Raw genomic sequence first — 25,247 nt, 5'->3', positions numbered from 1 at the left:
CATGGAGCCCTCATGGAGAAGGCTCTGGAGCTGAGGAACGTATCGATTGTCAGGAATGGCAGCTATATCCTCAGGTCCGTCGATCTGGACATCAACAAAGGGGAGAACGTCGCGGTCATAGGGCCCAACGGCTCCGGAAAAACTACACTCATCAAGCTTCTCCGCGGAGACATTCGTCCGTACTACGACGAGGAGAACCCTTCCGTACTCAGGATTTTCGGTAGGGAGAGGTGGAACCTCTTCGAGCTCCGCAGTCGCATGGGCGTCGTGTCCATGGATCTCCAGAGCATGTTCCGCGACGACACCCGCGTGAACGAGGTCATCTGCTCCGGGTTCTTCAACAGCCTCGATGTGTTCAGGAACCATGTCGTGACCGACGACATGGTGAAGGCGATGTACGAGGCGGCGCTGATGATGGGCATCGACGACCTTCTCGACAGGACGATAGAGAATCTCTCCCTTGGGGAGATGAGGCGGGCCCTCATAGCCAGGGCATTGGTGACCAAGCCTGACCTCCTCGTCCTAGACGAGCCCATGACCGGCCTGGACATCGTCATGAAGTCAAAGTTCAGGGCGATGTTCGACATCCTGATATCCAGGGGCGTCAGCATAGTGATGATCACCCACGACCTCACGGACATCCCCGCAACGGTCCGCAGGGTCGTCATGGTGAAGGACGGCAGGGTGTTCGCCGACGGCGACAAGGAGGAGCTGCTCACCGATTCGAAGGTCTCGGAGCTTTATGGCGAAAGTATAAAGGTCGAGTCCCAGAATGGAATCTACCGTATGCGTCTAGCCGACGATGTGATTCAATGAAGTACATATGCCACGATTGCGGGTACGAGATCCCAGAAGACATGGACTTCTGTCCCCACTGCGGTTGCCTCAGGTCGAAGTCCACCCCCGTCGATGACAGCGGGATGCCCACTGGCGTCTGTCCACAGTGCGGAGCCAAGGCGACACCCGGAGACCTGTACTGCGGCTCTTGCGGTGCGCAGCTGCCGCAGGTCCAGTTCGTGCGCCCCGTCCTCAGGAAGCACGGAGCGCTGGCTCTGGCACTCGGGCTCATACCGGGCTTCTTCAACATATTCGGTCTGGGACATTTCGTCATGAAGAGCTGGGCCAGGGGATGCATGTTCCTGGCGCTCTCAGTGATACTGGTGTACATCAACGGATGGTCGCTGTTCTCGACGAACTTCCTCATGGCGATGCTGTCCGTGATGGTCTACTTCTACCAGGCCATGGATCTGATGAGGGCCGTGTACGCTCCGGAGGCCAAGTGATGGACTGGACGGAGAAGTACCGTCCTCAGACCCTAGACGGCGTCGTCGGGAATCCGACCGCGGTGAACAGCCTCAGGGCCTGGGCCCGCAGCTGGGAGAAGGGCATTCCAGAGGTCAGGGTCGCGGTTCTCAGGGGGCCTCCCGGCGTCGGAAAGACCACCTCTGTGGAGGCGCTGGCCCGCGAGATGGGGTGGAGCATCATCGAGATGAACGCCTCCGACCAGCGCACCGGCAAGGCGATAGAGGATGTCGCGCTCAGAGGATCCAGGTTCGAGACCTTCAGGGACGACGGCTCCTTCACCAGGTCCTCGGAGGGCGGGAGGAAGCTGATTGTCCTGGACGAGGCCGACAACTTCTACGGAAACAGCGACAAGGGTGCGATGCCGGTCGTTAACAGTCTCATCAAGGAGACCCGTCAGCCGGTCGTCCTGATCGTCAACGACTTCTACGAGCTCAGCAGGAAGAGCAGCGCGGTCAACGACAGCACCCTGCAGATAACATTCAAGAAGCCTCAGGCCGGGACAATCGCCAAGGCGCTCTACCGCATAGCGGAAGCGGAGGGCGTCGAGGTGGAGCCGGCCGCCATGGAGATCATCGCCGAGAACGCCAACGGGGACATGCGTGCGGCTGTCAGGAACCTGGAGTCTCTGGCCCTAGGACAGGATGTCGTCACCGAGGAGATGGCGGACGGTCTGTCCCCCAGAGACACCCGTTCGGACATCTACGACCTGATGAAGGCCGTGTTCCTCGGCGGCGACCCCGCCGAGGCGAGGAGGAGGGCGATGGAGGTCGACGAGGATCCTGGGATGGTCCTCATGTGGATCGACGAGAACATGCCCACGGAATGCACCGACACCGGAGACCTGATCCGCGGATACGAGAAGCTCTCGCGCGCTGACATATTCATGAGCAGGGTGTACCGCCGCCAGTACTACCGTTTCTGGTCCTACGCAAAGGACCTGATGACATTCGGGGTCTGCGCGTCCAAGAGGACGAGGTCCAGGCCGGGAACGAGGATCAACTTCCCGTCCTATCTCGGACGCATGTCCAGGAGCAAGAAGGTCCGCATGCTGAGGGGCTCCATATCCCTCAAGCTCGCCGAACATCTCCACACCACAACCCGCAGGGTGCAGAACGACGTGGTGCCGTATGTCAGGACAATGATATCCAACGACGCGGACCTCCGTCTCGCCCTGACGGACGAACTCGACCTGGACGCCGACGAACTCGGACTGCTCATGGCCAAGAAGACGGACTCCAAGGCGGTGACCTCTGTCATCAAGGAGGTCGAGGCCCTCAGGCTGAAGAGGATCGCCACCGCAGTGCCGAAGGAGCAGCCCACCGTGTCCATCGACATCCCCGTCCCGCGTCCGAGGGCACCTGCCAAGGATCCCTCGCCCGAGCCTGCCAAGGCCACTGTTCAGAAGGCCGAGCCGCCAAAACCGAAAACGACAAAAGCAAATGGCCAGAGGAGCCTATTCGACTTCTGATACCATGGACCAGGCATACCGCGACCAGCTCATCAAGCAGCAGTACAGGCTCTACAAGGACCATTCGGCAGTAAAGCTATGCCACTGGATGAAGGAGAGCATGATCCGCGGAAGATGCTGCTACAAGCAGGACTTCTACGGCATCCAGTCCCACAGATGCCTGCAGATGACTCCGGCGCTCAACGAGTGCAGTCACATGTGCACGTTCTGCTGGAGGGTCCAGGACAAGGATTTCGAGGTAGGCGAGTGGGCGGAGCCCAAGGAGATGCTGGACGCCCTCATAGAGGAGCAGAGGAAGCTGGTCTCGGGTTTCAAGGGGGACTCCAGGTGCGACCTCAGGATGTACGAGGAGGCCAGGAACCCCAACCAGGTGGCCATATCGCTGGCCGGGGAGCCCATCACCTATCCATACCTTTCGGAGTTCCTCAGGGAGTGCCACAGCCGCGGCATGACGACGTTCATGGTCACCAACGGCACGTACCCTGACCGCCTCGCCGAACTGGACACGCTGCCGATGCAGCTCTACGTCACCGTCGCCGCCCCCAACGAGGAGATCTACAGACAGGTCTGCAGGCCCAAGATCCCCGACGGATGGCAGCGTCTCATGAGGACACTGGAGATGCTGCCGTCGCTTGAGACCCGCACGGTCATAAGGCACACCCTGGTGAAGGACGTCAACTTCGGATGGGTGGACGACTACGCCGCGCTGGACAGGATCGCCGACCCGGATCTGGTGGAGCCCAAGGGATACGTGTTCGTGGGCAGCTCCAGGATGAGGCTCTCCATGTCATGCATGCCGTCATTCGCCGAGATCAGGGACTTCTCCCGCCAGCTCGGTGACAGGATCGGCATGGAGATCGTCAAGGAGCGCGAGGACAGCCGCGTGGTGCTCCTCGGACATCCGGGCGAGGAGCTAGACGTCCGCAAGATCTACGGTCTCGAACCAGAGAATTGAAAAATCAAAAATGGACGGGGGCGGACCCCCATCCGGTTTTCAGAACGCGAGCATCCCGGAGTACACGAGGTACGCCAGGATGATGATGTGAAGCACCAGGAAGACGTACACGAGCTTGAACTTCAGCTTCTGCGTCTTGTGCCTGGCGAACTTCATACCGGCAACCGCACCCCACGGGCCCAGAAGGGCCGCGATGAGGAGTGTGGACTCCTTCGTGCGCCATTGGTCTGTCTTCGCCTTGTGCTTGTCCCACACGTACATCGCGAAGGCGATGATGTTCAGGACCACGTAGACGATCAGGAACAGCAGCGCGTTCATGCTCACAGCTCTGCTATGAAGTCGTCGACGGCCTTCGGGAAGCCCGCCTCGTTCATCTCATCGGCCTTCTTGTTGAAGTACACGGCCTTCTGGATGCCCAGCTGTTCAGCGACAGCATCGCGCTGTGCATCACCCTTCTCGCCGTTGTACATGCACTCGATGAAGAGGAACAGCCTCTTCTGAACGAGGGAGTCCTTGTTCTTCTCGATGTACTCGACGAGCTGCTTGTAAGGCTTCCCGGCGTGGATGCCAGTTCCGAAGACGATGGTGTCGTACTCGGTGGTGTTGATCATCGTGATCTCCTTGAGATTGAAGATGTCTGCACCGATCTGTCTGGCGATGTATTCGGCCACCTTCTTGGTGTTCTTCGTCATTCCGGTCGCGTAGATGACTGCGGTTCTTCCCATCCTTGATACCCCTAATCAGAGCTTCTTGGCCAGCTCCTCGGCTGCAGCCATGACCTCCGCGCTATCCTTGGCGGGGCCGCTCTGAGCCTCGGAGAAGACGATGCTCCCCATGGTTTCGAACTTGAAATAGTTCGTCATAACCTTGTTCATCATCGCCTCGATGTCGGCGGCACCGGCACCGGATCCGGAAGTGACGACGATGGCGAGCTTCTTGGGCTCGATGGCGCAGGTGAAGTCTCCCCTGACGAAGCCGTACATCCTGTCCTCGAACATCCTGTACTGTGATGTCGCCTGCCCGAAGTAGTCGGGGGTGGCGAGGATGACGGAGTCGCAGTTGGCGACGGACTCGAGGACAGGGGTCATTCCGTCCTTCCTGACGCACTTGCCGGTCTTCTTGCATCCCATGCATGCCTGGCAGCCTTTGGCCTCGATCTGGTTGAGGTAGAACACCTCGACCTCGTTTCCGGCGGCCTTGGCGGTCTCGACCATCTTGTCGACGATGGCGACGCAGTTTCCAGTCTTCCTGGGAGAAGCTATGATTGCAGTGATTTTTGACATAGTATCCTAATGATACGAAATGGAGCATCTTATTTAAATGTGGTTACAATAGTTTATTAAATATCTAAATGATACTTCAAACTCATGAGCCCACAGAACGCACGTTACAACTGTTCCATCGATGCCGCCATGTCGGTGATCGAGGGCAGGTGGAAGGGTACCATCATCTGCATGTTGTACATGGACGGGACGTTGCGTTTCTCCGAGCTCCAGAAGAAGATCGGGGAGATAACTTCCAGGATCCTGTCTAAGCAGCTCAAGGAGCTGGAATCGGACGGGATGGTGACCCGTACCGTGGTACCGGACGGCAAGGTGAAGGTTGAGTATTCCCTTACCGACAAGGGTCGCTCCATCATCCCGGTGCTGACCTCTCTGGCGGAGTGGGGCGCCAAGCACCAGTGCATACAGGTGATCGTCCCGCAGCACGACGTGGTCTCACATTTCACAGACTTTGACTGCAACGCGCCTTCTGCGGGGCCCGTCGAACTCGCAAAGGAATATTCCCTGCCAGGTGCCGAGGACTAAGTCCCCGTCTGACACTATGACGGTCTGCGACGGCCCCACGCATGAGGTGCGCAGATGGGAGTGGGAGTTCCCCTCAGAGTGCCTGTAGTCCTCCCTTTCCGGGAACGCCCTCGACAGTCCGGCGATCAGGTCCGTCTTCACATCGGGGTCGGCGTTCTCGTTTATCGTGATGCCGGCGGTGGTGTGCATGGAGAAGACCACACAGATGCCATCGGAAACCCCGCTCCCCCTGACCGCTTTCCTGACCTCGGAGGTTATGTCGACAATGTCCTGGCTGCCGCGCGTCTGGACCTCGACCGTTGTGAATCCTGCCATGACCCAGTCATATCAAACTAATCATATAATCCGAACCCCATGTGGGATGGAGGAACATGGCCTACAGGATCGTCGACATCGATTCGGAGAGGACGGCGGAGCTCCGCGACCGCTGTTCCAAGATCAACTTCTACACTTCCAAGGCGGACATCAACGGGGTGTGCGTGCAGCTCTACACATCCAACCGCGACTATCTGTACATGTGGCAGGACAACTTCTACCACATGTCGGACTCGGTGCGCTCTCACGCCAGGATATTCTGTTTGGAGGATCCGGACACCGACCTTCATGCCGAGTACGACATCTCGTCTTTCACCATGTTCCTGTTCAACTTCGACTACTACGGGTGGATCAAGAGCATCGCACTGGGTATGGCGGGGAATATCCTCGAGGATGCCCACGGCATCTACTCGGTTCACGGGGCCGCCCTGGACATAGACGGTTCAGGTGTGACCCTCATCGCCCCCTCGAAGACGGGGAAGACCACACAGTCATGGGGGCTGCTCAGGATGGAGAACGCCCATCTGATCTCCGATGACTGGTACTTCGTGTCCTTCGGATGCGGCAGGCCGTACATCGAGGGGTCCGAGAAGAACTGTTACATAGATGCCGACATTGGCGACGTGTGGGAGGAGTACAAGCCACTGGTCCGTGAGGTCAGGTTCGACAACAAGAGCCGTGGCATCGGTAACGTCAGATGGGTCGCCGGCGAGGGCTCGGTCATCAGGAACACCTCCATGAGGTACGTCTTCCTGCTCAAGCGCGATGCTTCCGACGGAAGGGCGGTGTACCGCATGACAGCCGACGAGGCGTTGGAATACATGTCGAAAGAGGGCTTCTGCAATCCGCATCAGCTTGTCTGCGACCTGAGGAGGGTGGCCCTGAGGAAGTCGTTCTTCGCCAGATACCTCGCTGAATGCGAGGTCTACATGGTGAACACCACCTGCACCGCGGAGGAGACCCAGGAGAACATCCGGGGTGTGCTCGGAGGGAGGTGCGGGATTTGAGTATCAAGCTGCCCGATCTGGGCCGGGGGGATGACGAGGGCTCCCAAAGATCCGGCGGTGTTGCCAAGGAGAAGTTCGACGGCATGATGTCGTCCATCAAGGGGATGTCCGGCCCCAAGGCCCTCGACCCCGGGTACAAGAAGATCAGGGCCTCCGCGGTTGAGCGCTCCCATGAGATGAGTGTCGTCGGATGGTCAGTCATAGTGGTCGTGGTCAGCAGCCTGATAATGTTCCTGGTGGTCGTCGCGCTCGGCGAGGTGTGGTCCCTCGGGGACTATGTCAACAACATCTTCTGCAACAACATCGCGCTGATAATCATCGTTCTCTTCCTGGACACCATCGTCAGCAGCAACAAGGAGAGCCGCGTGAAGAGGAACGAGGCCCGCAAGATCCTCAGGTACAACCGTCTGATACAACCGGACATCGATCTGTATCTCGTGAGGAAGAACATGGTCGTCACGCCGAACGGCAAGACCGTCCGCAAGTTCCAGGTCGACTCCAACTTCAAGGTCAGCGACATGAGGGACATGTACTCCCCGTCCGAGCTCGTGGCCGACGTCGGGATCTCCAAGATCAAGAGATACGGACATTTCCAGGAGGTCCTCAGACACGATTTCTCCAAGCTTGTGGAGAACGTGGATTTCGTTTACTATCCGGAGATCGCCGAGGCCGTCATGAAGTACCTCAACGCCACATCTTACGGCGAAGCCGCTCTCGACGCGGTTATCGGATACGAGGACGCCCGTGCCGGGACCAAGTCCATGAGGGTGATGGTGACCTCAATGATCCGGGAGGAGCCCGAAAACGGCAGCTTCATGCAGGCCAACCCCACGATGAAGAACGTCTACCTGGTTCATCAGATGATCAACGACCAGGAGAAGGCGGTGTCTGAGTACCTCAGACTCATCAGGACCCTGGAGGATGCCGATCCCGTCGAGAGGAAGAAGCGTGCGAAGGAGATCGAGGACGAGGATTACGAGTGAACGAAGCGATGGGGGAGTGGCGAGTCGACCGACATCGAATCCTCTGTCACGAAGCAGTCGTACACCAGGATCCTGACTCCGAGTGCCTCGGCACGTTCCAGCTCGTGTCCGAACTCCTCATGGATGGCGTAGTCGGGGACGAACTCCCTCATGCCCTTCATCTGGACGATCAGGACCACGTACGCCTCGAAACCCTCGGACAGGCAGGATTCCAGTCCCCTTATGTGCTTCAGGCCCCTTTCGGTGGGGGCATCCGGGAACATGCAGACCCCGTCGATCTCCTTTGTGACCCCCTTGACCTCCAAGAATGCTCTCCTGTCGCCCGATTCCACATAGAAGTCGAAGCGGGAGTCGCCGTGGACATGCTCGGGAATGACCATGGGACCATCGCCGAAAAGTCCAGAATGTGGTATGAACTCCATGAACGCCCTGTTCGGCGCCTGTGAGTCTATGTTGATCAGGTTTCCGCCCTTGTAAGCCGCTATCAGGTCGTAGCGGGTCTTCCTGCCGGGGTTTCCGGAATCCTCGAGGATCACCGTTGCCCCCGGCACCAGTATCTCCCTGCATCTGCCGGTGTTCTTCACGTGGACGGTCTCGATCGAACCGTCTACTTCCACCTGGGCGACGAACCTGTTCGGTCTGGAGACGAACGTGCCCCTGACTGTCCTTCCGTATCTCACGAGGGGGCATCACATCATTCATATTTCGGTTGTCCTTTGCCGGCTCCATGAACGGTTTCAGGACGTACGAGAGGGACCCCGCCAACCCCCGTGGATTCAGGATAGCGTCGCTTGACGACATCCCTCCCGACGAGATATACGTCCTCGACACCGAGACGACAGGCCTATTCGGCGCGCCCAAGGACCTGGTCGTGGATGTGGGAATCTGCTGTGTGTCCCTGCGCCGCGGAACCGTGGAGGACGCCTACGCATCCATTCTGGGTTACGATGTTGACTCATGGGACGACTACTATCGCAACGCATGGATATTCGAGAACACGGATATGACGCTGGACATGGTGTCTGACGCCCCTCCAGCGATGAAGGTCATCGAGGATGTCCGCAAGGTCCTCCGTGGGAAGACCGTCACCGCGTATAACATCGCCTACGACATGGACAAATTCCTCTTCCAGGAGCCGTGGAACATGAAGGGAGAGTTCACCCTCTGCAACGACATCATGCTGGCGGCAACCCCCGTCTGCAAGGTTCCCAGCGAGTACTACGGCAGACAGTACAGGTTCCCGAAGCTCGACGTCGCGTATTCGAAGATAGTCGAGGGGGACCCCGCCGGGATCCACGGGACGCAGAACCACCGCGCTCTCTCGGACGCGCAGATGGCCTCGTACGTGATGATCCAGATGTACAGGGACGGCAACTACGAGCCGTGAGGCTCAGTCGTCCTCCTTCACATCGCCCTCGGTGTACGCGTCCTGAAGCTTCTTCATGTAGAGCGTCTCGAACCTGTCGACGGCGTGCTTGAATACGTTCTTCTTCAGGACGAACAGCTCCGCGAAGAACCAGACCGCCGTGATCCCGATGAGCAGGAGGAAGACCTCGTTGGGGAATATGACCAGCTCCACCAGGTTCACAGCTATGGCGGGGAAGTACGCGTACATGGCATAGATGACCAGGAATACGAAGACCACGAGGATGATGGGAATCAGGCTCTTGTTCGTCCTTCCGTCCGGTGACAGGAACCTGTACCTGGGGCTGACCAGGAGCATCTGGAGTATTCCCGCCGTCGTTATGAAGAACAGCATCGCTGACCTGGCGACGATCTCGCTGGTGTTCACCTCGATCCCCCAGGAGTAGAAGTCCAGGAGCCCCTCGATGTCGGTACCGTGGATGGATGCCATGTAGGCCCAGTCGATGTTGAGCATGCCCTGGTCCTGAAGCCACCAGAACCCTCCGTAGACAGCCAGGCCGAAGGCCGCGATCATGATGGCCGACGGCACGCAGAACCTGAGGACGTCCGGCAGGATCAGCTCCTTGTTGTTGTCCGGCTTGGCGAAAAGCGTCATGAAGAACGCCATGATCGTGACCGACACGAAAGCGTAGTACGTGTTCTGGATCGGAAGCATTGGCAGGTAGCCGACGAAGATGTAGATGGCGATGAACAGCAGTGCGAGGACCAGGTTCCTTGTGAGGTAGATCTTCAGGATGTCCCTCATCCCGGAGACGGTCCTTCTGCCTTCGACCAGCGCCTTGGGGAGGGCGGAGAAGTTGTCCTTGACGAGCACCATGTCCGCGACACCGCGGGCTGCGCCGGAGCCGCTCTCCAGCGCCACTCCCACCTGGGCGGTCTTAAGGGACTTGACATCGTTGACGCCGTCCCCGATCATGGCGACGTATCTGCCGTTCTTCTTCAGAGTCTCGATGACGGCCTGCTTGTTCTCAGGCCTCATCCTGCCGAAGATGTTGGTCTCCAGGACGGTCTTCTCGAAGGTATCCGGGTCCATGGCGTCCAGTTCCGGCCCGGAGATTATCCTCCTCTCGCCGGGGATGTCGGCGATGGTGAACAGGGAGTCCACCGTGACCGGGTCGTCGCCCGATATCACCTTCAGGTCCATGCCGTTGTCGAGGAACACCTGGATGGTGTCCCTGCAGTCCGGCCTCACCTCGTCGCGGATGGAGATCACCGAGACGGGAACCAGGTCGTGGATCACAGGGTTGCCGTCGTCATCGTGCAGCGGCCCTTCACCGCCCAGGCACAGGATGACTGTACGGAGTCCCTTCCTGGACTCGGAGACTATGATGTCCTGGATCTCCAGATCGGTCCTGCAGTGAGGGCCGAGGACGGTCCATGCCCCAACGTACATGGTGTAGGTCCTGTCGCCGTCCCTGGCGCGCACCGCGCTGAACTTCCTCTCGGAGGAGAACTGGATCTCCTCGACCAGCTCCGCATCTGCTTCCCCGTAGTGCTGGACTATGGCCTGCATCGTCCGGTTCTTGCTCCCCGTCAGGGTGGCGAACACCGAAGCGTAGCGCGAAGCCTCATCGGAAGGGACGAAATCCTCGCTGCGTTCGAACGCAAGCCTGTTCGTCGTGATGGTCCCAGTCTTGTCCATGCAAACAGTGTCGACATGGCTTATCGATTCGACCGAGTTGGCCCTCTGCAGGAGGACGCCCGAATCGGCCATCCTGGCGGCGGCTATCATGTAGGTCAGCGTTATCAGCAGGAAAAGGGCGATGGGGACGACGTCCAGACAGAGTACGAACACCTCCAGCGTCTGTCCGAGGTTCTCGTGTGTGAAGAGGATTGACTTGAATATGGTGAGAACGAACAGGATGGCAGCGATGACCATCAGGATCTTGGTCATGGTGCCCGTCTCCATCTGGAGCGGCGTCTCCTTCGACGTGAACTTCCTGGCGCTCTTCAGCATCTGGGAGGCGTATGCGTCGTTTCCGACGGCGGTGACGGTGTAGTACATCTCGCCGGTCACGCATACCGAACCGGAGTAGACCTTGTCACCCTCGTGCTTCCTGACGGTGCTGGACTCGCCAGTGAGAAGCGACTCGTCCATCTCGACGGAGGTGCATCTGTCGGCGATGCCGTCCACCAGGGCCTGCTCGCCCGCGCGGATGACGATGAGGTCGTCGACGACGATCTCCGCCTGGTCGATCTCCATCTCCCCGCCGTCGCGGACCACGGTGACCTTGGGTCTGACCAGAAGGGAGATCCTGTCGAGCTTGCGCTTGGCGCGCATCTCCTGGATTGTGGAAATGAGGATGTTGACGATGATGATCCCAGTCGCGGATATCGCGCTGATGACCTCGTCGCAGATGACCAGGAGTATCCCGAGGATGAACAGGATCACGTTGAAGGGCGTGAACGCGTTCTTCACGAAGATGTCGGTATACGTCCTGCTGGTGCGGACGTCGGCGTCGTTGGCCAGTCCGCGGGCCTTGCGGTCAGCGACCTCCTCGCTGGTCAGTCCCCTCATGGTCTAGGCTCTGGCATACGCCTATAATAACGTTGCGAAAGAGGCTTCGCCGTCACACTGTGTCTCCCCTGAGGACGTCCTCCTGTCTGGCCAGTTCCGCACGGACCCTCTCGACTAGGACGTCCCTGCCCAGGGGGGCGAACTCCTTCGTGCGGCCCATCGAGACGTAGTCGATGAAGCATACGACCCTCTTGTGATAGAACTCGGCAGCGGCCTGGGCGTACACGGAAAGCTGGAAGACGTACTCCGACTCGAACCTGTCCGACACGTCTGTCTTGTAGTCGTGTATCTCGACCCTGTCCGGGTACACCGCCATGAGGTCGATCCTCCCGCTGAGCGTGACTCCGCATTCCTCAATCGGGAGCGAGCAGTCGATCTCCGCGTAGGGCATGTCCGACTTCCGCGCTTCGGCGACTATGCTCCTGACCATCTCCAGCTCGGGGTAGTCCTCGGTCACCTGCCAGCCGTTGAACACGGCCTCGGCGGCGCGGTGGACGCGGTCACCGTACTCCTTGCCCTTGCCGCAGACCTCGTCGCCCTCGGACATCCCGCCCTGGCCGTCCTCGTCGGTGAAGTGCATCAGCGTGTGGACGCCCATCTTGGATCTGCGGGCGGGGTACCCGGAGACGTCCGGTTTCTCGGTGAGGGGTTCCTCATGAACTATGATGTCGGTCTCCGAGGATTCTATGGTCGTGTACGACCCTCCGGACAGTTCCTGCATGAACGTCGACGGGTCAGGTCCGCAGATCAGCGTCTCGTACTGCCTCGCCCTCGACATGGCGACGAACATGAGCCTGCGCTCCTCGCTGTAGTCGGCTGGACGGGTGGCCCGGACCAGCTTCGTCCTCCACGAACTGCAGATCTTGGTGTAGCCGTCGAACCTGCCCACCTCCTTGGAGCATCTTATGCCGAGGGTCGCGTCGAAGGAGAAGACGTCGCGGGAGTCCCTGTTCTCAAGGGGCATCGACTTCTTGTCCATGAACGGGATGATAACCGCCTCGAACTCCAGCCCCTTGGACTTGTGCATCGTCATTATCGTTACTGCGTCACGGTCGATCGAGTTCTCCACCGGGTAGAGTGTGTTCTCACGGATCCCGTCCTCGATTATGTTAACGAGGTCGGATATGCTGAGCAGCGAGCCGCGGTGTGCCGTCGACAGCGTGGTGATGATCGCCTGCGTGATGTCGTTGTCCAGCCCGTAGAACGAGTACAGGCTGGTGAGCAGCTCCGTGACCCTCCTCCTTTTCTTGTACAGTTCGGTGCGCTGTATCACGAGGTCCGAGGGGACGCGGCTGAAGTCCTCGACCGCGCGCCTGCACTCTGCGAGGGAGTATCCCAAGTCGGCCATGATCGGAACGTATCCCCAACGGTCCCTCTCGTTGTTCACGAACCTCAGCCAGGCTAGGGCGAGCTTGCCCTCCCTGGTCGACATGAGCTCCACCTCCCCCTGGAGGTAGGCGGGGATGCCCTGCTCCTGCATCTTGGTCAGAACGGTCCTGCAGTGCGACGTCTTGCGGCAGAGTACGGCGATGTCCGCGAGTCTCATCGGCCTGGTGGTCCCGTTCTCGGAGACCGTGTACTTCCCGGAGCCGATATAGTCCATGATGCATCTGACAATCTCGTCCGTCTCCGCATCCTTGCTGCCGCATTGGACGTAACGTATGTCGGTCATCCCCTCCGGGATGTCCGTGCGGCCCTGGGTGATGAGCGTGACCTTGCGGCTGACCTCCTCGGCATCCAGCGAGGGATCGTTCTTGCTTCCGTGGAGGAGCATGCACTCGAACGCCTTGTCGATGATCATGGACGACGACCTGTAGTTCACATCGAGGGGAAGCAGGGTCGTCTCCGGGATCGTGAAGCGGACCCTGGCGTTGTCGTCGTTCAGGAATCTGCGGATGGCGACGCACCTCTCCTCGAACGATATTATGTTCTCTATCGAGACGTATCTGAATCCGTATATGCCCTGCTTCCAGTCGCCGACCACGCACAGGTTCGGCTTGGACAGGATCATCAGGGCGATCATCAGTTGGTTGATGTTCGTGTCCTGGAACTCGTCGATCATCAGGTACCTGTAGGACGTCCTCTCCCTGACGCCCGCGTCGTTGTAGAGGAGGGCGAAGGCCAGCATGAAGCTGATGCCGAACGTCAGCCTGTCCTCCGATATGCATGTCCTCACGTATCCGTGGTACACGTCGTGGACAAGGCGGATCAGGTCCTCCCTGGAGGCGTCGACTGCCGCCTCCCGCAGTGCGGACTCGGGCAGCTCTCCGTCCACGGCCAAGGGGGCATTACAGGAGTTGTTGCAGTCGAAATCCTTCAGGGCGTCGGCCATCTTCGACTTGCCTCCCCTTGGTCCCCGTCTGTTCAGGTCGGCCATTGCATTGAATATCGCCTCGGGGTCTCCGTGAAGCTGGGCTTCCGCATCGATCCCGAACCATCCTTTCCTGAGGGGGAAGAGGCCGCGGGACATCAGCTTCTCGATCAGCGAGAACATGTCGCGCGGGTTCTGGCTCGCGATCGCCGCCCAGTCCCCGTAGTCCTCGCCCCTCTCGTTCAGGAACCTGTCCAGATAGGAGCGAAAGTGCTGTCTGTTCAGAGTGTCGTTGCTGGAGATGGTCGCTCCGCGGGACAGCCTCTCCTCGATTCCGAAGAGCTCCCCGGCGTCCTCGGGGGAGTCCATAATGACGGACAGGCAGAACGAGTCGAACGTCCTGGCCTGTACCAGCTTGGATTCCTCCTGCATGCCGCGTTCGGACAGCGCCTTCTTTATGCGCTCCTCCATCTCGTTGGCCGCGTTGCGTGTGAACGTCAGCAGCAGGACGTCCCTCGGTGAGACGTTCTCCCTCGAGATCAGGTTGACGTAGCGTTCGACGATGGTGTGCGTCTTCCCGGTCCCGGGCCCGGCATCGACGACCAGCATGCCGTCCAGGAAGTCGGCTATGGCCTGCTGCGAAGGGTTCAGCTCACTCATCGCTCTCACCCTCCTCCTCATCGATGGGTATGACATCGCTTGTGCACGCCTGGTAGTATTCGCACTCACGACAGTTTACCACCGGTTTTGCGGGAAGTTCGGTAAGTGACCGGGCGATAGCCTCGGAGTGCATCCTGTCCACGGCCGCGAGGAACCCGTCGAGGGTCTCGCGGGGGATGACAATGGAATCCGGCGTCGTTATCATGCCGCCCTTCAGTCTAGAGGCGATCTTGTTGATGGCTGTGCGTGTGTTCTTGTCGGCGTCCTTCCCCCCGATGCCCGCGATCTCGGACACCCTCCGGACCAGGGCTGCGTCGCTCGCCCAGTCCGCGGGGTCGCCCGTCGCCATGTCCGTAATCGCATCCAGGATCTCCCTGATATGCGGTTTGAACTCCTTTCTGAGATCGGATTCCAGGTCGGCCCTCAGTGACTCGTCAGAAAGCATCAGGTCCATCAGTGATTCGGGGGAGACGGTGACGCGTCTCATGTTCCTGCGGATGTCGTACCCATCCTCAAGAGATTCCACGTCGTTTTCCATGGCGTAGAACAAGTTGAATCCGTCTCTCGACCCATCCATCTCCGAGGCCAGGGCGAGGTAGATGAGGGGCTGGAACTCGGGATGTTTGGCGCCGGACCCGAAGGTCATCCCGTCGACTATGTCCTTGGCGGTCTTGGCCTTTCCGGTCTTGTAGTCGGTGATCACCCCGTCCCAGTAGAGATCGAAGTCCCCGTGCAGGGGATGGGCGGTGCTGGTGTGGTTCGTCTCGCAGACGGTGCTCGTCGCGGTGAGACCCAGTTCCTCGAGGAACCTGTTGGGATGGCTCCTGCCTAGGTTGCTGCTGTCCAGGGCCGGACGGACACCGAGCAGGTCGATGTACCTTGATACGTTGTGCATGGCAACCTTGACGGCATCGGAGTCCACCTCCTCCATGGACGGGGAGGACAGGCCTGAATAGCGGTCGGAAATCATGTCGGCGAGGGTGTCGAGTCCGATCTCCCGCACCCTGTCCGGATAGCAGGCGTAGAGTTCCGCGAAGGAGTGGATCAGGTTGCCGAACTCTGTCTGTTTCTCATCCTCAGACGGAAGCAGGTTTCTGAACAGGAACGACCGCGGGCAGGAGTAGTAGGCGTTGAATGTGGATTTGGAGAACGGTCTGTCGTAGGCCTCGACGCCGTCGATGATGGACTCGCCCCTCCTGCTCCTCTCTTCGTCCGTTCTGACAGCCCATCTGCCCCTCACGAGGGGTGCGATGTCGGAGAAGTCCCTGCAGGGTTTCCCCAGGACCTGATCGAAGGTCAGGCACGGCTTGGCCCGCTTTCCGTTCTTGGTGGAGTTCACCATGTACACCCTGCGGCTGCCCTGCTGAAGCATCGCCTGGAGGCGCATGGCGTTCCTCTCCGCCTCGTCCTCCGCGTCGACGTATCTCCTGCCGACCACCGGGACGTTCCAGTCCTGCTCCATGCCGAGGTAGATGACGACCGGCTTGTCTATGTAGACGGAGTTGGAGCAGTCGGCAATCAGGACCCCGGTCTTCTCGGATTCCGGGATCTCCTCGTTGTGCTTCAGCTCGGCCACGTTGTCAACCGCGTACCTCAGCTCGGCTAGTCTCCTGGGGGTGACGGTCTGGTCGGCGAGCCCCAGGCTGTTTATGACTATCCCAACCTGGATCCTGGCCCTCTTGTCGCAGAAGCGGTCCATGACCTCTGAGAAAGTGAGGCCTTCGTAAAACGCGGTCCTCATCACGTCCCTGAACACGACGGCGTGGTCCCTGAGCTCGTCGTCGGGAAGCTTGGAGAGGAGGAAACCCTCCCTCCCCGGCGTGAAGAAGCCGTTGAGCGCGGCGAACAGCTCCTTGACCTGTCCGACGCGGACGGTCTCGTACTCCATGCAGTATCCCAGGAAGCCGATGTAGTCGCGGATCTGCGCCAGATCCCTCACGCTGAGGCTGTTGACGAAGGGGATGCCCCTCCTGTACAGGGCCGCCCTGACGGCGTCCGCGATGGGCGAGGATGCCTTGAGAACAATAGCGTAGTCGCTGGCGCATCCTCTATCGATGAGATCCACCGCGTTCTCGGCCAGCTGACGGTCGTTGCCCACCTCGCGGATCTCGGGGATGTCGTAGGCCCCGTCATCGTGGAAGATCTCGATCAGGTCGCAGTCGAGGGGAACGAAGTGCTTGTCCAGGTCGTCGAAAAGATCGATTCCGATGACAGCAGTCCTCTTGTCCCTGAGGATCTCGGGGAGGTCGCCGGTGTTGTCGAAGCTTGACATCACCCTCTCCCGGGTCGGAAGCGACTCGTATGCGTCGTAGACCCTGCGGGAGCGCTTGGTCGTGATGTACTTGATGACATCGGAGGTGTACCTGCGGATGTCCCTGAAGTTCTGAATCTCGCTGTAGACGTACTTGAAATCCAGCTCGGTCCGGCGGGAGACCTCGGCCACCAGCTCAAGGTCGCCGATCTCCCTCTCGCGGAGGACGAAGTAGCTCAGGTCACCGGCGAGATGCCTGGGGGTGATGGCGAAGGTCCCCATGCGGACCGTGTCGACACGTGCGTTCAGAGCAGTCTCCAATGCAGCATCGTTGGTGATGACGAGGTCGTAGTCCCTTACCTCCTGGTAGAGCTCGTCGATGGATTTCAGCCGCCTCATGTGCGGGGACAAGGATTGAGCCTATTCAATCCTGACGACATACGGTCACAAAGATTCTCTGACCTTAAACCGTCTTTAACTTCCTCAGAGGATGGAAGGCAGTTATATCCTCCAAGTAGATTCGCTCCCGTGATCCCCTCGAAGACCCTAGTATCGGCAGCGGTGGCACTGTCCGCCGTCCTCGCCGTCATCGCGTTCCTGGGAAGGGACTGGATGTGGCTAGTCATCGACATCGTCTGCGTCACCCTGCTGGTGATCCCCCACGTCAGGGAGCTCGGCTACCGCTACAACCGGAACATCATCGCCATGAGCATGGTCGCCCCGGTCGTCGCGGTGGTTGTGTACGCAGCCAACAACGTATACTCGCTGGAATCGGAGGTCATCTGGCAGGTCAACCTGTACACGTACGTGACAGCCGGGATCCAGGCGTACCAGTGCTTCCTGCTGGGCTTCATGCTGTCTGTGGTGATGGACCGCAGCTACGGTCTCACCATGACCATCCCATGGATGATCGTGTTCGCGCTGACCTTCGCCATGTCGCTGTCGGCCCTGGACATGTTCTTCACGTTCGGTCTGATGTACGCCGAGGGTTTCCCGGTCTTCAACGAGGACTTCTTCGACAACGACCGCTACACCAATCCCCTGCTGATGTCCACCCCCGTTGCGTCGACGTTCGTCACCGCGGTCCTCGCGGTGCTGATGTCCATCAGGGGGCGCGGAAAGTCGAAGGACTTCTTCATCGAGGAGGTGTCTGCATGAGGGACACCGGCACCGTCCTGGCGGATATCCTCGCCGTAGCGATGGGCGTCGTTCTGCTGGCTCTCTGCGCCTCGGCCTACTCCGACGGCGTCCACGGACTGTTCGTCGAGCTGTTCTGCGCCGTCGTCTGCTTCGTCCCGGCCGTCTGCAGGCGTGTCGGGATCGTGTCGCTTCCCGGGACGATCACGTTCCTCATCGCCCTCGCCGTGTTCCTCCACGCGTTCGGTCTCTTAAGCGGCGCCTATGACGACGTGTCCTACTTCGACACCATAACCCACACCCTCTCGTCGGCGGTGGTGGGCCTGCTCGTGTTCTACGCGCTCATAACAATCCAGCATTTCGGCGGCGGACGCGTCAACTTCGAGGGTCGTGGCCTTGCTGTCTTCACCGCCCTGATAGCCCTGACATTCAGTGTGTACTGGGAGGTCATGGAGTACGCGACCGACATGTTCACCGGATCCGTCACCCAGTACAGCCCCTACGACACACTCACCGACCTGGTGTGCGATTCCGTGGGCACGTTCCTGGCCTCGCTGTGGTCCGGCGCCTACATGAGGGGGCGCACCGTGGCGGACGCCATAGGCGAGCTCCAGCTCGGCTCCAGGCTCAGGAGGGTGGCATCCCGCGAGGAGTGACGGAGTTAAGAACGAAAAGGGCGATGACCCCGCATGGACGAGGTCTATGTCGTGGAGGTCTCAACCACCGGTCCGAAGGGGGCGCCAGCGGACGCCGTGGCCCAGATCGCCGTGTGCCGCATGCTTCCGGACGGGAGCGATTTCGACACCGTGTACGATGCGACGGTGGCGATGGATCCGAAGGACCTCGGGAAGGAATCGCTGGACCATCTCTCTGGATGCTTCGGCATCAACCCCGAGGACCTGTACCTGGGAGAGGACCTAGACAGGGTTGTCAGGGACGTCCAGGAGATCATCTTCGGCAAGGAGTGCACCTCCTACAACGTGGGGAACGTGTTCGGCAAGCACCTGAACTACGAACCCTGGGACTGCACCCGCAATCTGACAGTGCTGCCCTCGATCTCCATGAGGCTCGACCCTGAGCTCAAGGGCCCTCCGGAGAGGGAACACGAGCTGATCAGGACGGCGTACGACGGGCTGTGTCCCGGCGACCCCGCCTGCGTGGGCGACGGGAAGGGGGCCCTGGACCTGGCGCGCATGGCGGTCTCGGTGCTCATGAGGCTCAGGGCCGAAGGGTGGTACCGATCTCGACTCAGAACGTCCTGACCGTGAAACCGTCCATGAAAGTTAGAAGCAGGCATCCCAGATAACCGAGGACGTAGATTATCCAGCAGGGGACTGCGAGGAACACCGTCACGACCCCGATGGTGAACCCCATGGCCGCTATGAAGAATAGCAGTCCTATCACGAGTGCGATGTAGCCGATCTTCCTACGGGGGTTCTTGTAGATCAGACCCAGTCCCAGCAGGCCGAAGAGTCCGGGTATCACGGAGAGCAGTATCGCGATGGTGCGGTTGCTGCTCCTGCCCGACCCCTTCGACTGGCTTCCGGACTCCCTGCGGACAGGTTCCGGCTCGGAGGGGATCTTCCTGTAGCACTTGGGGCAGGTGATGCTTGTGCTGGGCACGAGTTCGCCGCAGTACGGACAGCGCCTGTCAGCCATGAAATCACCCCTTCAGGACGAAAGCTGTGTTTGTGGCAGAGGCTATGAGCTTCCCCTCCTCGGAGTACACACGCACCTCATACACCTCGAGGGACCTCGACCTGTTCACGGGTTTCGCAACCGCCCTCAGTTTCCCCTGGGCCGGTCTGTAGTAGGAGATGGACGTGCTCTGGCCTGTGCAGGGATGGTTCAGGTTGCAGAGGATGGCGAATGTGTGGTCGACCAGGGCGAACACGGCGGCACCGTGGCCGCGACCCATGCTGTTCATCAGGTCGGGACGGAGCTCCATCTCGCAGACGACCTCGTCCTTGGAGACCGAGACGACCTCGATCCCCATCATGCGGGCGAAGGGGGCGTTGTACATGTCCACGACGCTGTCCAGGTACTGTACGACATCGTCGTCCATCCTGGATCTGAGCTCATCGGCGTTCATGTGTGGGAGTAGGCGGGAATCTTATTTTACCCTTTCAGAATACAGTTCCTGCATCATACAGAGGTTGTTCGGTGCCTGGATCCGATGTCTGGACACCGTTTCCGGAGCGGTACTTAATCGGCGACCTCCCCTGATTCCGCTTATATATGGAACAGCCAATCACCGTCACATGGCGGAGACGATTACGGTAACCCAGCTCAACTCCAGGGTCAAGACTGTTCTCGGGAACTCCCCTGCGGTGAGGGACCTCTGGGTCAACGGGGAGATCTCGAACCTGAAGAGGTATCCTTCCGGCCACTACTATTTCACCCTTAAGGACTCGGGCAGCGAGATACGTGCCGTCCTCTTCGCACATTCCCGCCAGAGGATGGACTTCGAACCGAAGGAGAACATGAAGGTGTCCGCCTTCGGTTCCGTGGACATTTACGTACAGAGGGGCGCGTACCAGTTCGTCGTCGAGAACATGAGGCCAGCCGGACTGGGGGACCTCTACCTGGCCTTCGAGGCACTGAAGAAGAAGCTCGAGGCAGAGGGGCTTTTCGAGGAGTCCAGGAAGCGTCCGCTTCCCAGGTATCCCCGCACCATCGGGGTCGTCACGTCCGAGAAGGGCGCGGTCATCCACGACATCATCACCACGTCCGAGAGCAGGTTCCCAGCGGACATACTTCTGGCCCCTGCCATGGTCCAGGGGGAGGGAGCTGCGCAGACCATCGTATCAGGTATCGAGCTGCTCAACCGCATCGGTGTGGACGTCATCATCGTCGGCAGGGGAGGCGGTTCGCTGGAGGACCTGTGGGCGTTCAACGAGGAGCCCGTCGCCCGTGCGATCGCCGCCTCTAGGGCCCCGATCGTCTCGGCGGTCGGTCACGAGACCGACTTCACCATCGCGGACTTCGTCGCGGACAGGCGCGCACCGACGCCAACCGGTGCCGCCGCCATCATACTGAGGGACCGTGTGGAGATACTCGGGCAGCTCAACGCCGACATGGCCCGCGCTTCGCGTGCGCTTTCGGCGACTCTGGACAGGATGAGCCATCGTTTCGAGGTGCTAGATGCCAGACTGTCTCCCGAGAAAGCCCTGGACGACCTGAGCATGAGGCTCATGTCACTCGAGGACCTGTCCAACCGCGCCGACAACGCGCTCACGGGGATGGTCGCGGACATGAGGAGGCGTTACGAGGTCGTGAACGCCAAGCTCTCCCCGTCGGCCGGTCTAGCCAGGATGGAGGCCATGGGTGAGAGGACTTCATCGCTGTTCTCTCGCGTGGAGTCATCCGTCAGCAGGAGGTTCGATTCATCCGTCGCCAGGCTGGACTCGCTATCGGCACGTCTGGAGACGCTCAATCCCCGCAACGTCCTGTCCAGGGGGTACGGTTTGGTCACAGACGGTACCGGCAGGGCAGTGACATCGGTGGACGACATACAGGTCGGGGGCACTGTCAGAATACACATGAGGGACGGGTCCGCGTCGGCCGAGATCAAGGAGAAGGAGAGGAAATGACAGAGTACGAGAACGTTGAGGAGATGACATTCGAGCAGAGCATCGACGCCCTTGAGGCGCTGGTGAAGAGGCTCGAGGACGGCGGTATAGACCTGGACGAGAGCCTGAGGATCTACGAGCAGGCAGTGGCCCTGAGAGACCACTGCAGGTCGATACTCGAGGACGGCGAACGTCGCATACGCAAGATAATGGAGACTGCCGACGGTTCTGTGAGGGAAGAGGAGTTCGAGATCAACTGACGATCTCCCAGAGGACGATTCCGTTCTCTGCGGCCCATGCGCTGGTGTCCCTGTACAGATCTGTCTTTACGAAGCACTGGTCCGAGAACGCCAGCCTCAGGGCCCCTCCCAGTTCGCCCTCGTTCAGTCCGCGGCTGTTGAACGAACCGAAGTTCCTCTTAAGCGCGATGAGCAGGATGTTGACCGTGTCGTGGCCTCTGGCCGCCTCCCACTGGTCATCCAGGTCCTGAGCCTCCCTGTCGAGCCTCTGGAGAAGGGCCTTCCTGCCCATGCGGCAGTTCTTCGAGTTGAATATCACCGTGTCGACCATCGAGCCGGCGTTCAGGGTCAGCGTCCGCGGGTTGATGAAGCGCTCGAACTCCAGGTCCTTGAAGCTGAGGTTCAGGCCCTCCATCTGGGATATGTACATCAGGAGGCCGAGCGGGTAGCTGGCCGATATCAGGGCGTCCCTGACCGGACCCACGGTCTCCGTGAACTTCTGCAGTAGCTCGTGGTCGCTGTACTCGTCCAACACGTCCTGGAGGGCGTTGCTCCTGATGACCATCATCTCCATGTCGCGGCAGTCCGTGAAGAACAGCGGCGGCTTCACCTTCCTGCCCCTCAGTCTGTCGAGGTCGGGGTCGACGATGCCGATGACCCTCGGATCCCTCCTGACGTTTGCCATGTCCTTGACGGCATGACGAACGTTGTCCTTGGAATGGGCCTCTATTATGCGGACCTCGTCCTTGTCGATGAACTTCTCGAAGAGCCTCTCGTCCGTGACCCCCTCGACAACTAGGAAGGTCCCTCTGAAGACCGACCTCTCCATGGAGATCTGGTTGCAGATGTCATCGGACGTTATGTACTCACGCATCGGAAGGCCTCAGTTCTCTGGCCGAATCCCACATGTCGTGAATGACCTGCGGCGAGTGGGTGGCCACGATCATCTGGATGTTCCTGACCCTGCAGATGTCGGAGAAGTATCTGCCGAGCTTCTGCTGCCAGCTCACATGGAGCGAGATCTCGGGCTCGTCCAGAATGACGATCGAGCCAGGCTCCGCGTGGAAGAGGAGCGCGTAGAACATTATGATTATCTGCTTCTCGCCGGAGGACAGCTTCACCAGCGGCAGCGACATGCCGTTGTTCATCGTGATGCCTATCTTCCCAGAATCCGAGACGGTGACCGTCTTGTCCAGGAAGATCTCGTTAACTATGTCCTTGAAGATGATGACCGATTCGGCGAGCACGTAGTTCCTCTTGACGTACTCTGAGATGGACGCGGTAAGCTCCTCGTATCCCCGACGGTCCTTGCTGATGTCGTACCTGGACGGGGGGAACTTCATCCTCGACGGTATGTCCGGTTCGAACCCTGCGTCCTTGATGAAGTCCAGCTTCGCCTTCAGGTCCTTGGACCAGAACTCCAGCTCGCCGTCGTTCAGGTCCGACCTGACCTGCTCCGGATGCGGCTCGAGCTCGGTGTGCTCCTTGGCGTACCTGAACTTCTCGTAGAGCTCGTGGGCATAGGCCTCCAGAGTGGGGACCATGTGGCCGTCCCTCTTCCTGATGGCCAGCCTCTCCGGCGGTATGTACACTGTCTTGCAGACCTCGGCCATGTCGTCGGGGGTCAGCGGGGTGTCGACCTCGTTCTTCTGCATCAGGACGTTCAGTCTGCCCTCGTATTTCTGTAGGACCATGATCGCGTCGTCTTCGAACCAGATCTCCATCCTCTCGAACGGCGTGTCGGACAGGTACCTCACATCCCCTTTCAGGGCAGCGTAGGTCATGCGCATAAGCGTGCTCTTCCCCATGCCGTTGGGCGAGTGCAGGAAGGTGAGGGGACAGCAGATGTCCAAACTGTAATCGTACTCATCGAAGAGCTTCGTGACTTTGAGGGACTTAATCATCATGGACGTCCAGTAATCTGAATCGGATTATATTGCGGTTTCGAGACAGCGACAACGACGTCCGCATTCGGAGGGAATCCACCCAACCCTTATATCGGTCGGACTGTTTGAACCACAGCATGGACACGCAGGCGGCTTTCGAGGACATCAAGAGGGAGATATCCCAGGGCAACCCGATGATCGGGGACAAGGTCCTGGCTCTGGCCAGGGCGGACGACGATCCCATGACCAAGGTGAAATGCCTCTCCCTGCTGAAGGTCGTCAACGACCCGGGAGCCTCGAAGGAGATACTGCGCCTGCTCATGGAGAGCCTCCCCAATGACCGCAAGGATCTCGTACAGATTTCCGGCGCCCTCCGCGGCCTCGAGTACCCCTCGAGCGCCCTCTCCATCCTGAAGGGCATGGAGCAGGACGACTCCATCGTCAGGATGTCTGCCCTCTGCCTCATCGACCTCGACGAGTACGAGGATGCTCTGGACACAGTGGGACGCATCAAGGAAATCACTCCGTTCGACCGCGTCATGCTCACGGAGATCCACAGCGCCCTTGGTCAGCACGCCAAGGCCATAGAGATCGCCACAGGTCTACTGTCGGAGTACCCCCAGAACTACCAGGTCCGCAGGGCCTACGTCTCCTCTCTAATACTCGGAGGAAGGGACAAGGAGGCGGGGAAGTACGCCAGGTCCTGTCTGAAGGACAAGACGGCGGACTCCAACGCCATCGCGGCGTACGTACTCAGGATAGCGGGCAACTACAAGGCCGCTGCCGGTTACGCCACCAGGGCGATCAACATCGACAATGGCCACATCGGAGCCATGGAGACCCTCGGCATCTGCCTGGCGGAGAAGGGCGAGTACGACAAGGCACGCATCGTCGCAGGGGCCATTAACGAGAAGTCGCCTGGTGACAAGGCCGCCCTCAACGTTCTCTCGTACTGCGAGGGCCATTGAATCGCTGTTCTACGGTTCGGACTGGTCTGGTGCTCCATATCACCGAGTTCGCCTTACGATTGTTGCTCCTCGTCGTATTCCATTAAGAGATACTGCCCCTCGTCCGAGTATCTGATACTTGTGACTCTGTCCATGGTCGCTGTTTCAAGTTCCTTTCTTATACGAATCTCAAGATAGGCGGACCATATCATGTAACCGCCGCCAAGAATTCCACAGATCAATGCAGGATACCAATGATTGGTCAAGACAGTGACAAATCCCGACAGGATTATCAGGATTCCCAGGCAGATAATGAGATACCTGCTCCTTTTTTTCTCGATTTTCAAAGCAATGCATTTCATTGATGACCACCTCACTCACTGTTATCGGCATAGTACGCACTATCCTCTGTCAAAATAATATCTTCGAATAGAATCAAGTGGGTCATGTGGGTCTCAAG

General features: G+C 59.4%; 27 protein-coding genes. 14 read left to right on the top strand and 13 right to left on the bottom strand.

Annotated elements, in window-relative coordinates:
- The first annotated feature begins 12 nt into the window (after positions 1-12).
- Genes JS82_04780 through JS82_04765 form a run of 4 tightly spaced genes read left to right on the top strand, consistent with a single transcriptional unit; the run spans position 13 to position 3,728 of the window.
- On the top strand, positions 13-816 hold the full coding sequence (locus tag JS82_04780; GenBank protein QHK17452.1) for an ATP-binding cassette domain-containing protein: 804 nt from the start codon (positions 13-15) through the stop codon (positions 814-816).
- Entirely contained in the window at positions 813-1,283 is a 471-nt protein-coding gene (locus tag JS82_04775; protein QHK17451.1) for a hypothetical protein, read from the top strand. The genes JS82_04780 and JS82_04775 overlap by 4 nt, the downstream gene beginning before the upstream one ends.
- Positions 1,283-2,773 (top strand): replication factor C large subunit, encoded by a 1,491-nt coding sequence (locus tag JS82_04770; GenBank protein ID QHK17450.1) that lies wholly within the window; start codon positions 1,283-1,285, stop codon positions 2,771-2,773. The genes JS82_04775 and JS82_04770 overlap by 1 nt, the downstream gene beginning before the upstream one ends.
- A gap of 4 nt (positions 2,774-2,777) precedes the next feature.
- Positions 2,778-3,728 (top strand): 4-demethylwyosine synthase TYW1, encoded by a 951-nt coding sequence (locus tag JS82_04765; GenBank protein ID QHK17449.1) that lies wholly within the window; start codon positions 2,778-2,780, stop codon positions 3,726-3,728.
- Between the two features lie 39 nt (positions 3,729-3,767).
- Here JS82_04765 and JS82_04760 read toward each other — a convergent pair whose 3' ends face one another.
- The 3 genes from JS82_04760 to JS82_04750 are packed head-to-tail and all read right to left on the bottom strand — an operon-like array spanning position 3,768 to position 5,011.
- On the bottom strand, positions 3,768-4,046 hold the full coding sequence (locus tag JS82_04760) for a DUF1294 domain-containing protein (protein ID QHK17448.1): 279 nt from the start codon (positions 4,044-4,046) through the stop codon (positions 3,768-3,770).
- 2 nt (positions 4,047-4,048) lie between these two features.
- On the bottom strand, positions 4,049-4,453 hold the full coding sequence (locus JS82_04755; GenBank protein QHK17447.1) for a hypothetical protein: 405 nt from the start codon (positions 4,451-4,453) through the stop codon (positions 4,049-4,051).
- Positions 4,454-4,468: 15 nt separating this feature from the next.
- Complete coding sequence (locus tag JS82_04750; protein ID QHK17446.1) at positions 4,469-5,011, bottom strand: hypothetical protein; 543 nt, start codon at positions 5,009-5,011, stop codon at positions 4,469-4,471.
- 84 nt (positions 5,012-5,095) lie between these two features.
- Here JS82_04750 and JS82_04745 point away from each other — a divergent pair, with 84 nt between their 5' ends.
- Complete coding sequence (locus JS82_04745) at positions 5,096-5,536, top strand: transcriptional regulator (protein ID QHK17445.1); 441 nt, start codon at positions 5,096-5,098, stop codon at positions 5,534-5,536.
- Here the strand turns inward: JS82_04745 and JS82_04740 are convergent.
- Positions 5,447-5,851 (bottom strand): YjbQ family protein, encoded by a 405-nt coding sequence (locus JS82_04740; GenBank protein ID QHK17444.1) that lies wholly within the window; start codon positions 5,849-5,851, stop codon positions 5,447-5,449. The two genes, JS82_04745 and JS82_04740, sit on opposite strands and share 90 nt — an antisense overlap.
- Positions 5,852-5,907: 56 nt before the next feature.
- Between JS82_04740 and JS82_04735 the strand changes: the two genes are divergently transcribed.
- Together JS82_04735 and JS82_04730 are read left to right on the top strand one after the other, a co-directional pair.
- Entirely contained in the window at positions 5,908-6,858 is a 951-nt protein-coding gene (locus tag JS82_04735) for a hypothetical protein (protein QHK17443.1), read from the top strand.
- A complete protein-coding gene (locus tag JS82_04730) occupies positions 6,855-7,841 on the top strand; it encodes a hypothetical protein (protein ID QHK17442.1) in 987 nt (328 codons plus the stop codon). The genes JS82_04735 and JS82_04730 overlap by 4 nt, the downstream gene beginning before the upstream one ends.
- Here JS82_04730 and sfsA read toward each other — a convergent pair.
- Positions 7,832-8,521, bottom strand: coding sequence for a DNA/RNA nuclease SfsA (gene sfsA, locus JS82_04725; protein QHK17441.1), 690 nt, complete (start codon positions 8,519-8,521; stop codon positions 7,832-7,834). The genes JS82_04730 and sfsA overlap by 10 nt on opposite strands.
- Positions 8,522-8,568: 47 nt before the next feature.
- Here sfsA and JS82_04720 point away from each other — a divergent pair, with 47 nt between their 5' ends.
- On the top strand, positions 8,569-9,228 hold the full coding sequence (locus JS82_04720; protein QHK17440.1) for a hypothetical protein: 660 nt from the start codon (positions 8,569-8,571) through the stop codon (positions 9,226-9,228).
- 3 nt (positions 9,229-9,231) lie between these two features.
- On the opposite strand, the gene JS82_04715 is transcribed toward JS82_04720, so the two are convergent.
- From JS82_04715 to JS82_04705, 3 genes are read right to left on the bottom strand one after another with little or no spacing between them, the layout of a single operon-like run.
- On the bottom strand, positions 9,232-11,784 hold the full coding sequence (locus tag JS82_04715; protein ID QHK17439.1) for an HAD-IC family P-type ATPase: 2,553 nt from the start codon (positions 11,782-11,784) through the stop codon (positions 9,232-9,234).
- A 52-nt stretch (positions 11,785-11,836) separates the two neighbouring features.
- Complete coding sequence (locus JS82_04710) at positions 11,837-14,755, bottom strand: UvrD-helicase domain-containing protein (protein ID QHK17438.1); 2,919 nt, start codon at positions 14,753-14,755, stop codon at positions 11,837-11,839.
- Positions 14,748-17,405 (bottom strand): hypothetical protein, encoded by a 2,658-nt coding sequence (locus JS82_04705; protein ID QHK17437.1) that lies wholly within the window; start codon positions 17,403-17,405, stop codon positions 14,748-14,750. The genes JS82_04710 and JS82_04705 overlap by 8 nt, the downstream gene beginning before the upstream one ends.
- Before the next feature lie 129 nt (positions 17,406-17,534).
- Here JS82_04705 and JS82_04700 point away from each other — a divergent pair, with 129 nt between their 5' ends.
- From JS82_04700 to JS82_04690, 3 genes are read left to right on the top strand one after another with little or no spacing between them, the layout of a single operon-like run.
- Complete coding sequence (locus JS82_04700; GenBank protein ID QHK17436.1) at positions 17,535-18,164, top strand: hypothetical protein; 630 nt, start codon at positions 17,535-17,537, stop codon at positions 18,162-18,164.
- A complete protein-coding gene (locus JS82_04695; GenBank protein ID QHK17435.1) occupies positions 18,161-18,799 on the top strand; it encodes a hypothetical protein in 639 nt (212 codons plus the stop codon). The genes JS82_04700 and JS82_04695 overlap by 4 nt, the downstream gene beginning before the upstream one ends.
- Before the next feature lie 33 nt (positions 18,800-18,832).
- Entirely contained in the window at positions 18,833-19,405 is a 573-nt protein-coding gene (locus JS82_04690; GenBank protein ID QHK17434.1) for a hypothetical protein, read from the top strand.
- Here the strand turns inward: JS82_04690 and JS82_04685 are convergent.
- Positions 19,392-19,802 carry a hypothetical protein gene (locus JS82_04685; GenBank protein QHK17433.1) on the bottom strand — a complete coding sequence of 137 codons (411 nt, stop codon included), beginning with the start codon at positions 19,800-19,802 and terminating at the stop codon, positions 19,392-19,394. The genes JS82_04690 and JS82_04685 overlap by 14 nt on opposite strands.
- Before the next feature lie 4 nt (positions 19,803-19,806).
- Positions 19,807-20,235, bottom strand: coding sequence for a hotdog fold thioesterase (locus tag JS82_04680; GenBank protein QHK17432.1), 429 nt, complete (start codon positions 20,233-20,235; stop codon positions 19,807-19,809).
- Between the two features lie 169 nt (positions 20,236-20,404).
- On the opposite strand from JS82_04680, the gene xseA reads away from it, so the two are divergent.
- Together xseA and JS82_04670 are read left to right on the top strand one after the other, a co-directional pair.
- Positions 20,405-21,736, top strand: coding sequence for an exodeoxyribonuclease VII large subunit (xseA, locus tag JS82_04675; GenBank protein ID QHK17431.1), 1,332 nt, complete (start codon positions 20,405-20,407; stop codon positions 21,734-21,736).
- Positions 21,733-21,975 (top strand): exodeoxyribonuclease VII small subunit, encoded by a 243-nt coding sequence (locus JS82_04670; GenBank protein ID QHK17430.1) that lies wholly within the window; start codon positions 21,733-21,735, stop codon positions 21,973-21,975. The genes xseA and JS82_04670 overlap by 4 nt, the downstream gene beginning before the upstream one ends.
- Here JS82_04670 and JS82_04665 read toward each other — a convergent pair.
- Positions 21,968-22,828 carry a DUF4435 domain-containing protein gene (locus JS82_04665; protein QHK17429.1) on the bottom strand — a complete coding sequence of 287 codons (861 nt, stop codon included), beginning with the start codon at positions 22,826-22,828 and terminating at the stop codon, positions 21,968-21,970. The two genes, JS82_04670 and JS82_04665, sit on opposite strands and share 8 nt — an antisense overlap.
- A complete protein-coding gene (locus JS82_04660) occupies positions 22,821-23,861 on the bottom strand; it encodes an AAA family ATPase (protein QHK17428.1) in 1,041 nt (346 codons plus the stop codon). The genes JS82_04665 and JS82_04660 overlap by 8 nt, the downstream gene beginning before the upstream one ends.
- 116 nt (positions 23,862-23,977) lie before the next feature.
- Between JS82_04660 and JS82_04655 the strand changes: the two genes are divergently transcribed.
- Positions 23,978-24,808: a hypothetical protein gene (locus JS82_04655; protein ID QHK17427.1), complete on the top strand. Its 831-nt coding sequence runs from the start codon at positions 23,978-23,980 to the stop codon at positions 24,806-24,808.
- A 53-nt stretch (positions 24,809-24,861) separates the two neighbouring features.
- Here the strand turns inward: JS82_04655 and JS82_04650 are convergent, their stop codons facing one another.
- A complete protein-coding gene (locus tag JS82_04650) occupies positions 24,862-25,149 on the bottom strand; it encodes a hypothetical protein (protein QHK17426.1) in 288 nt (95 codons plus the stop codon).
- Positions 25,150-25,247: the final 98 nt, after the last annotated feature.

The organism is Methanomassiliicoccaceae archaeon DOK (genome assembly GCA_009911715.1).
Taxonomy (GTDB): Archaea; Thermoplasmatota; Thermoplasmata; order Methanomassiliicoccales; family Methanomethylophilaceae; genus Methanoprimaticola.
Note: the sequence above shows the minus strand (reverse complement) of the source record. Positions and strands in the feature narration are given on the sequence as shown.

Bases quoted from the DNA above. Each gene is read 5' to 3' on its own strand.
- JS82_04755 (QHK17447.1), bottom strand. From the start codon at position 4,453: ATGGGAAGAACCGCAGTCATCTACGCGACCGGAATGACGAAGAACACC.
- JS82_04655 (QHK17427.1), top strand. From the start codon at position 23,978: ATGGACACGCAGGCGGCTTTCGAGGACATCAAGAGGGAGATATCCCAG.
- JS82_04710 (QHK17438.1), bottom strand. From the start codon at position 14,755: ATGAGTGAGCTGAACCCTTCGCAGCAGGCCATAGCCGACTTCCTGGAC.
- JS82_04685 (QHK17433.1), bottom strand. From the start codon at position 19,802: ATGGCTGACAGGCGCTGTCCGTACTGCGGCGAACTCGTGCCCAGCACA.
- JS82_04665 (QHK17429.1), bottom strand. From the start codon at position 22,828: ATGCGTGAGTACATAACGTCCGATGACATCTGCAACCAGATCTCCATG.
- JS82_04695 (QHK17435.1), top strand. From the start codon at position 18,161: ATGAGGGACACCGGCACCGTCCTGGCGGATATCCTCGCCGTAGCGATG.
- xseA (QHK17431.1), top strand. From the start codon at position 20,405: ATGGCGGAGACGATTACGGTAACCCAGCTCAACTCCAGGGTCAAGACT.
- JS82_04740 (QHK17444.1), bottom strand. From the start codon at position 5,851: ATGGCAGGATTCACAACGGTCGAGGTCCAGACGCGCGGCAGCCAGGAC.
- JS82_04750 (QHK17446.1), bottom strand. From the start codon at position 5,011: ATGTCAAAAATCACTGCAATCATAGCTTCTCCCAGGAAGACTGGAAAC.
- JS82_04650 (QHK17426.1), bottom strand. From the start codon at position 25,149: ATGAAATGCATTGCTTTGAAAATCGAGAAAAAAAGGAGCAGGTATCTC.
- JS82_04705 (QHK17437.1), bottom strand. From the start codon at position 17,405: ATGAGGCGGCTGAAATCCATCGACGAGCTCTACCAGGAGGTAAGGGAC.
- JS82_04670 (QHK17430.1), top strand. From the start codon at position 21,733: ATGACAGAGTACGAGAACGTTGAGGAGATGACATTCGAGCAGAGCATC.
- JS82_04775 (QHK17451.1), top strand. From the start codon at position 813: ATGAAGTACATATGCCACGATTGCGGGTACGAGATCCCAGAAGACATG.
- JS82_04715 (QHK17439.1), bottom strand. From the start codon at position 11,784: ATGAGGGGACTGACCAGCGAGGAGGTCGCTGACCGCAAGGCCCGCGGA.
- JS82_04770 (QHK17450.1), top strand. From the start codon at position 1,283: ATGGACTGGACGGAGAAGTACCGTCCTCAGACCCTAGACGGCGTCGTC.
- JS82_04690 (QHK17434.1), top strand. From the start codon at position 18,833: ATGGACGAGGTCTATGTCGTGGAGGTCTCAACCACCGGTCCGAAGGGG.
- JS82_04660 (QHK17428.1), bottom strand. From the start codon at position 23,861: ATGATGATTAAGTCCCTCAAAGTCACGAAGCTCTTCGATGAGTACGAT.
- JS82_04780 (QHK17452.1), top strand. From the start codon at position 13: ATGGAGAAGGCTCTGGAGCTGAGGAACGTATCGATTGTCAGGAATGGC.
- JS82_04745 (QHK17445.1), top strand. From the start codon at position 5,096: ATGAGCCCACAGAACGCACGTTACAACTGTTCCATCGATGCCGCCATG.
- JS82_04720 (QHK17440.1), top strand. From the start codon at position 8,569: ATGAACGGTTTCAGGACGTACGAGAGGGACCCCGCCAACCCCCGTGGA.
- JS82_04765 (QHK17449.1), top strand. From the start codon at position 2,778: ATGGACCAGGCATACCGCGACCAGCTCATCAAGCAGCAGTACAGGCTC.
- JS82_04680 (QHK17432.1), bottom strand. From the start codon at position 20,235: ATGAACGCCGATGAGCTCAGATCCAGGATGGACGACGATGTCGTACAG.
- JS82_04760 (QHK17448.1), bottom strand. From the start codon at position 4,046: ATGAACGCGCTGCTGTTCCTGATCGTCTACGTGGTCCTGAACATCATC.
- JS82_04735 (QHK17443.1), top strand. From the start codon at position 5,908: ATGGCCTACAGGATCGTCGACATCGATTCGGAGAGGACGGCGGAGCTC.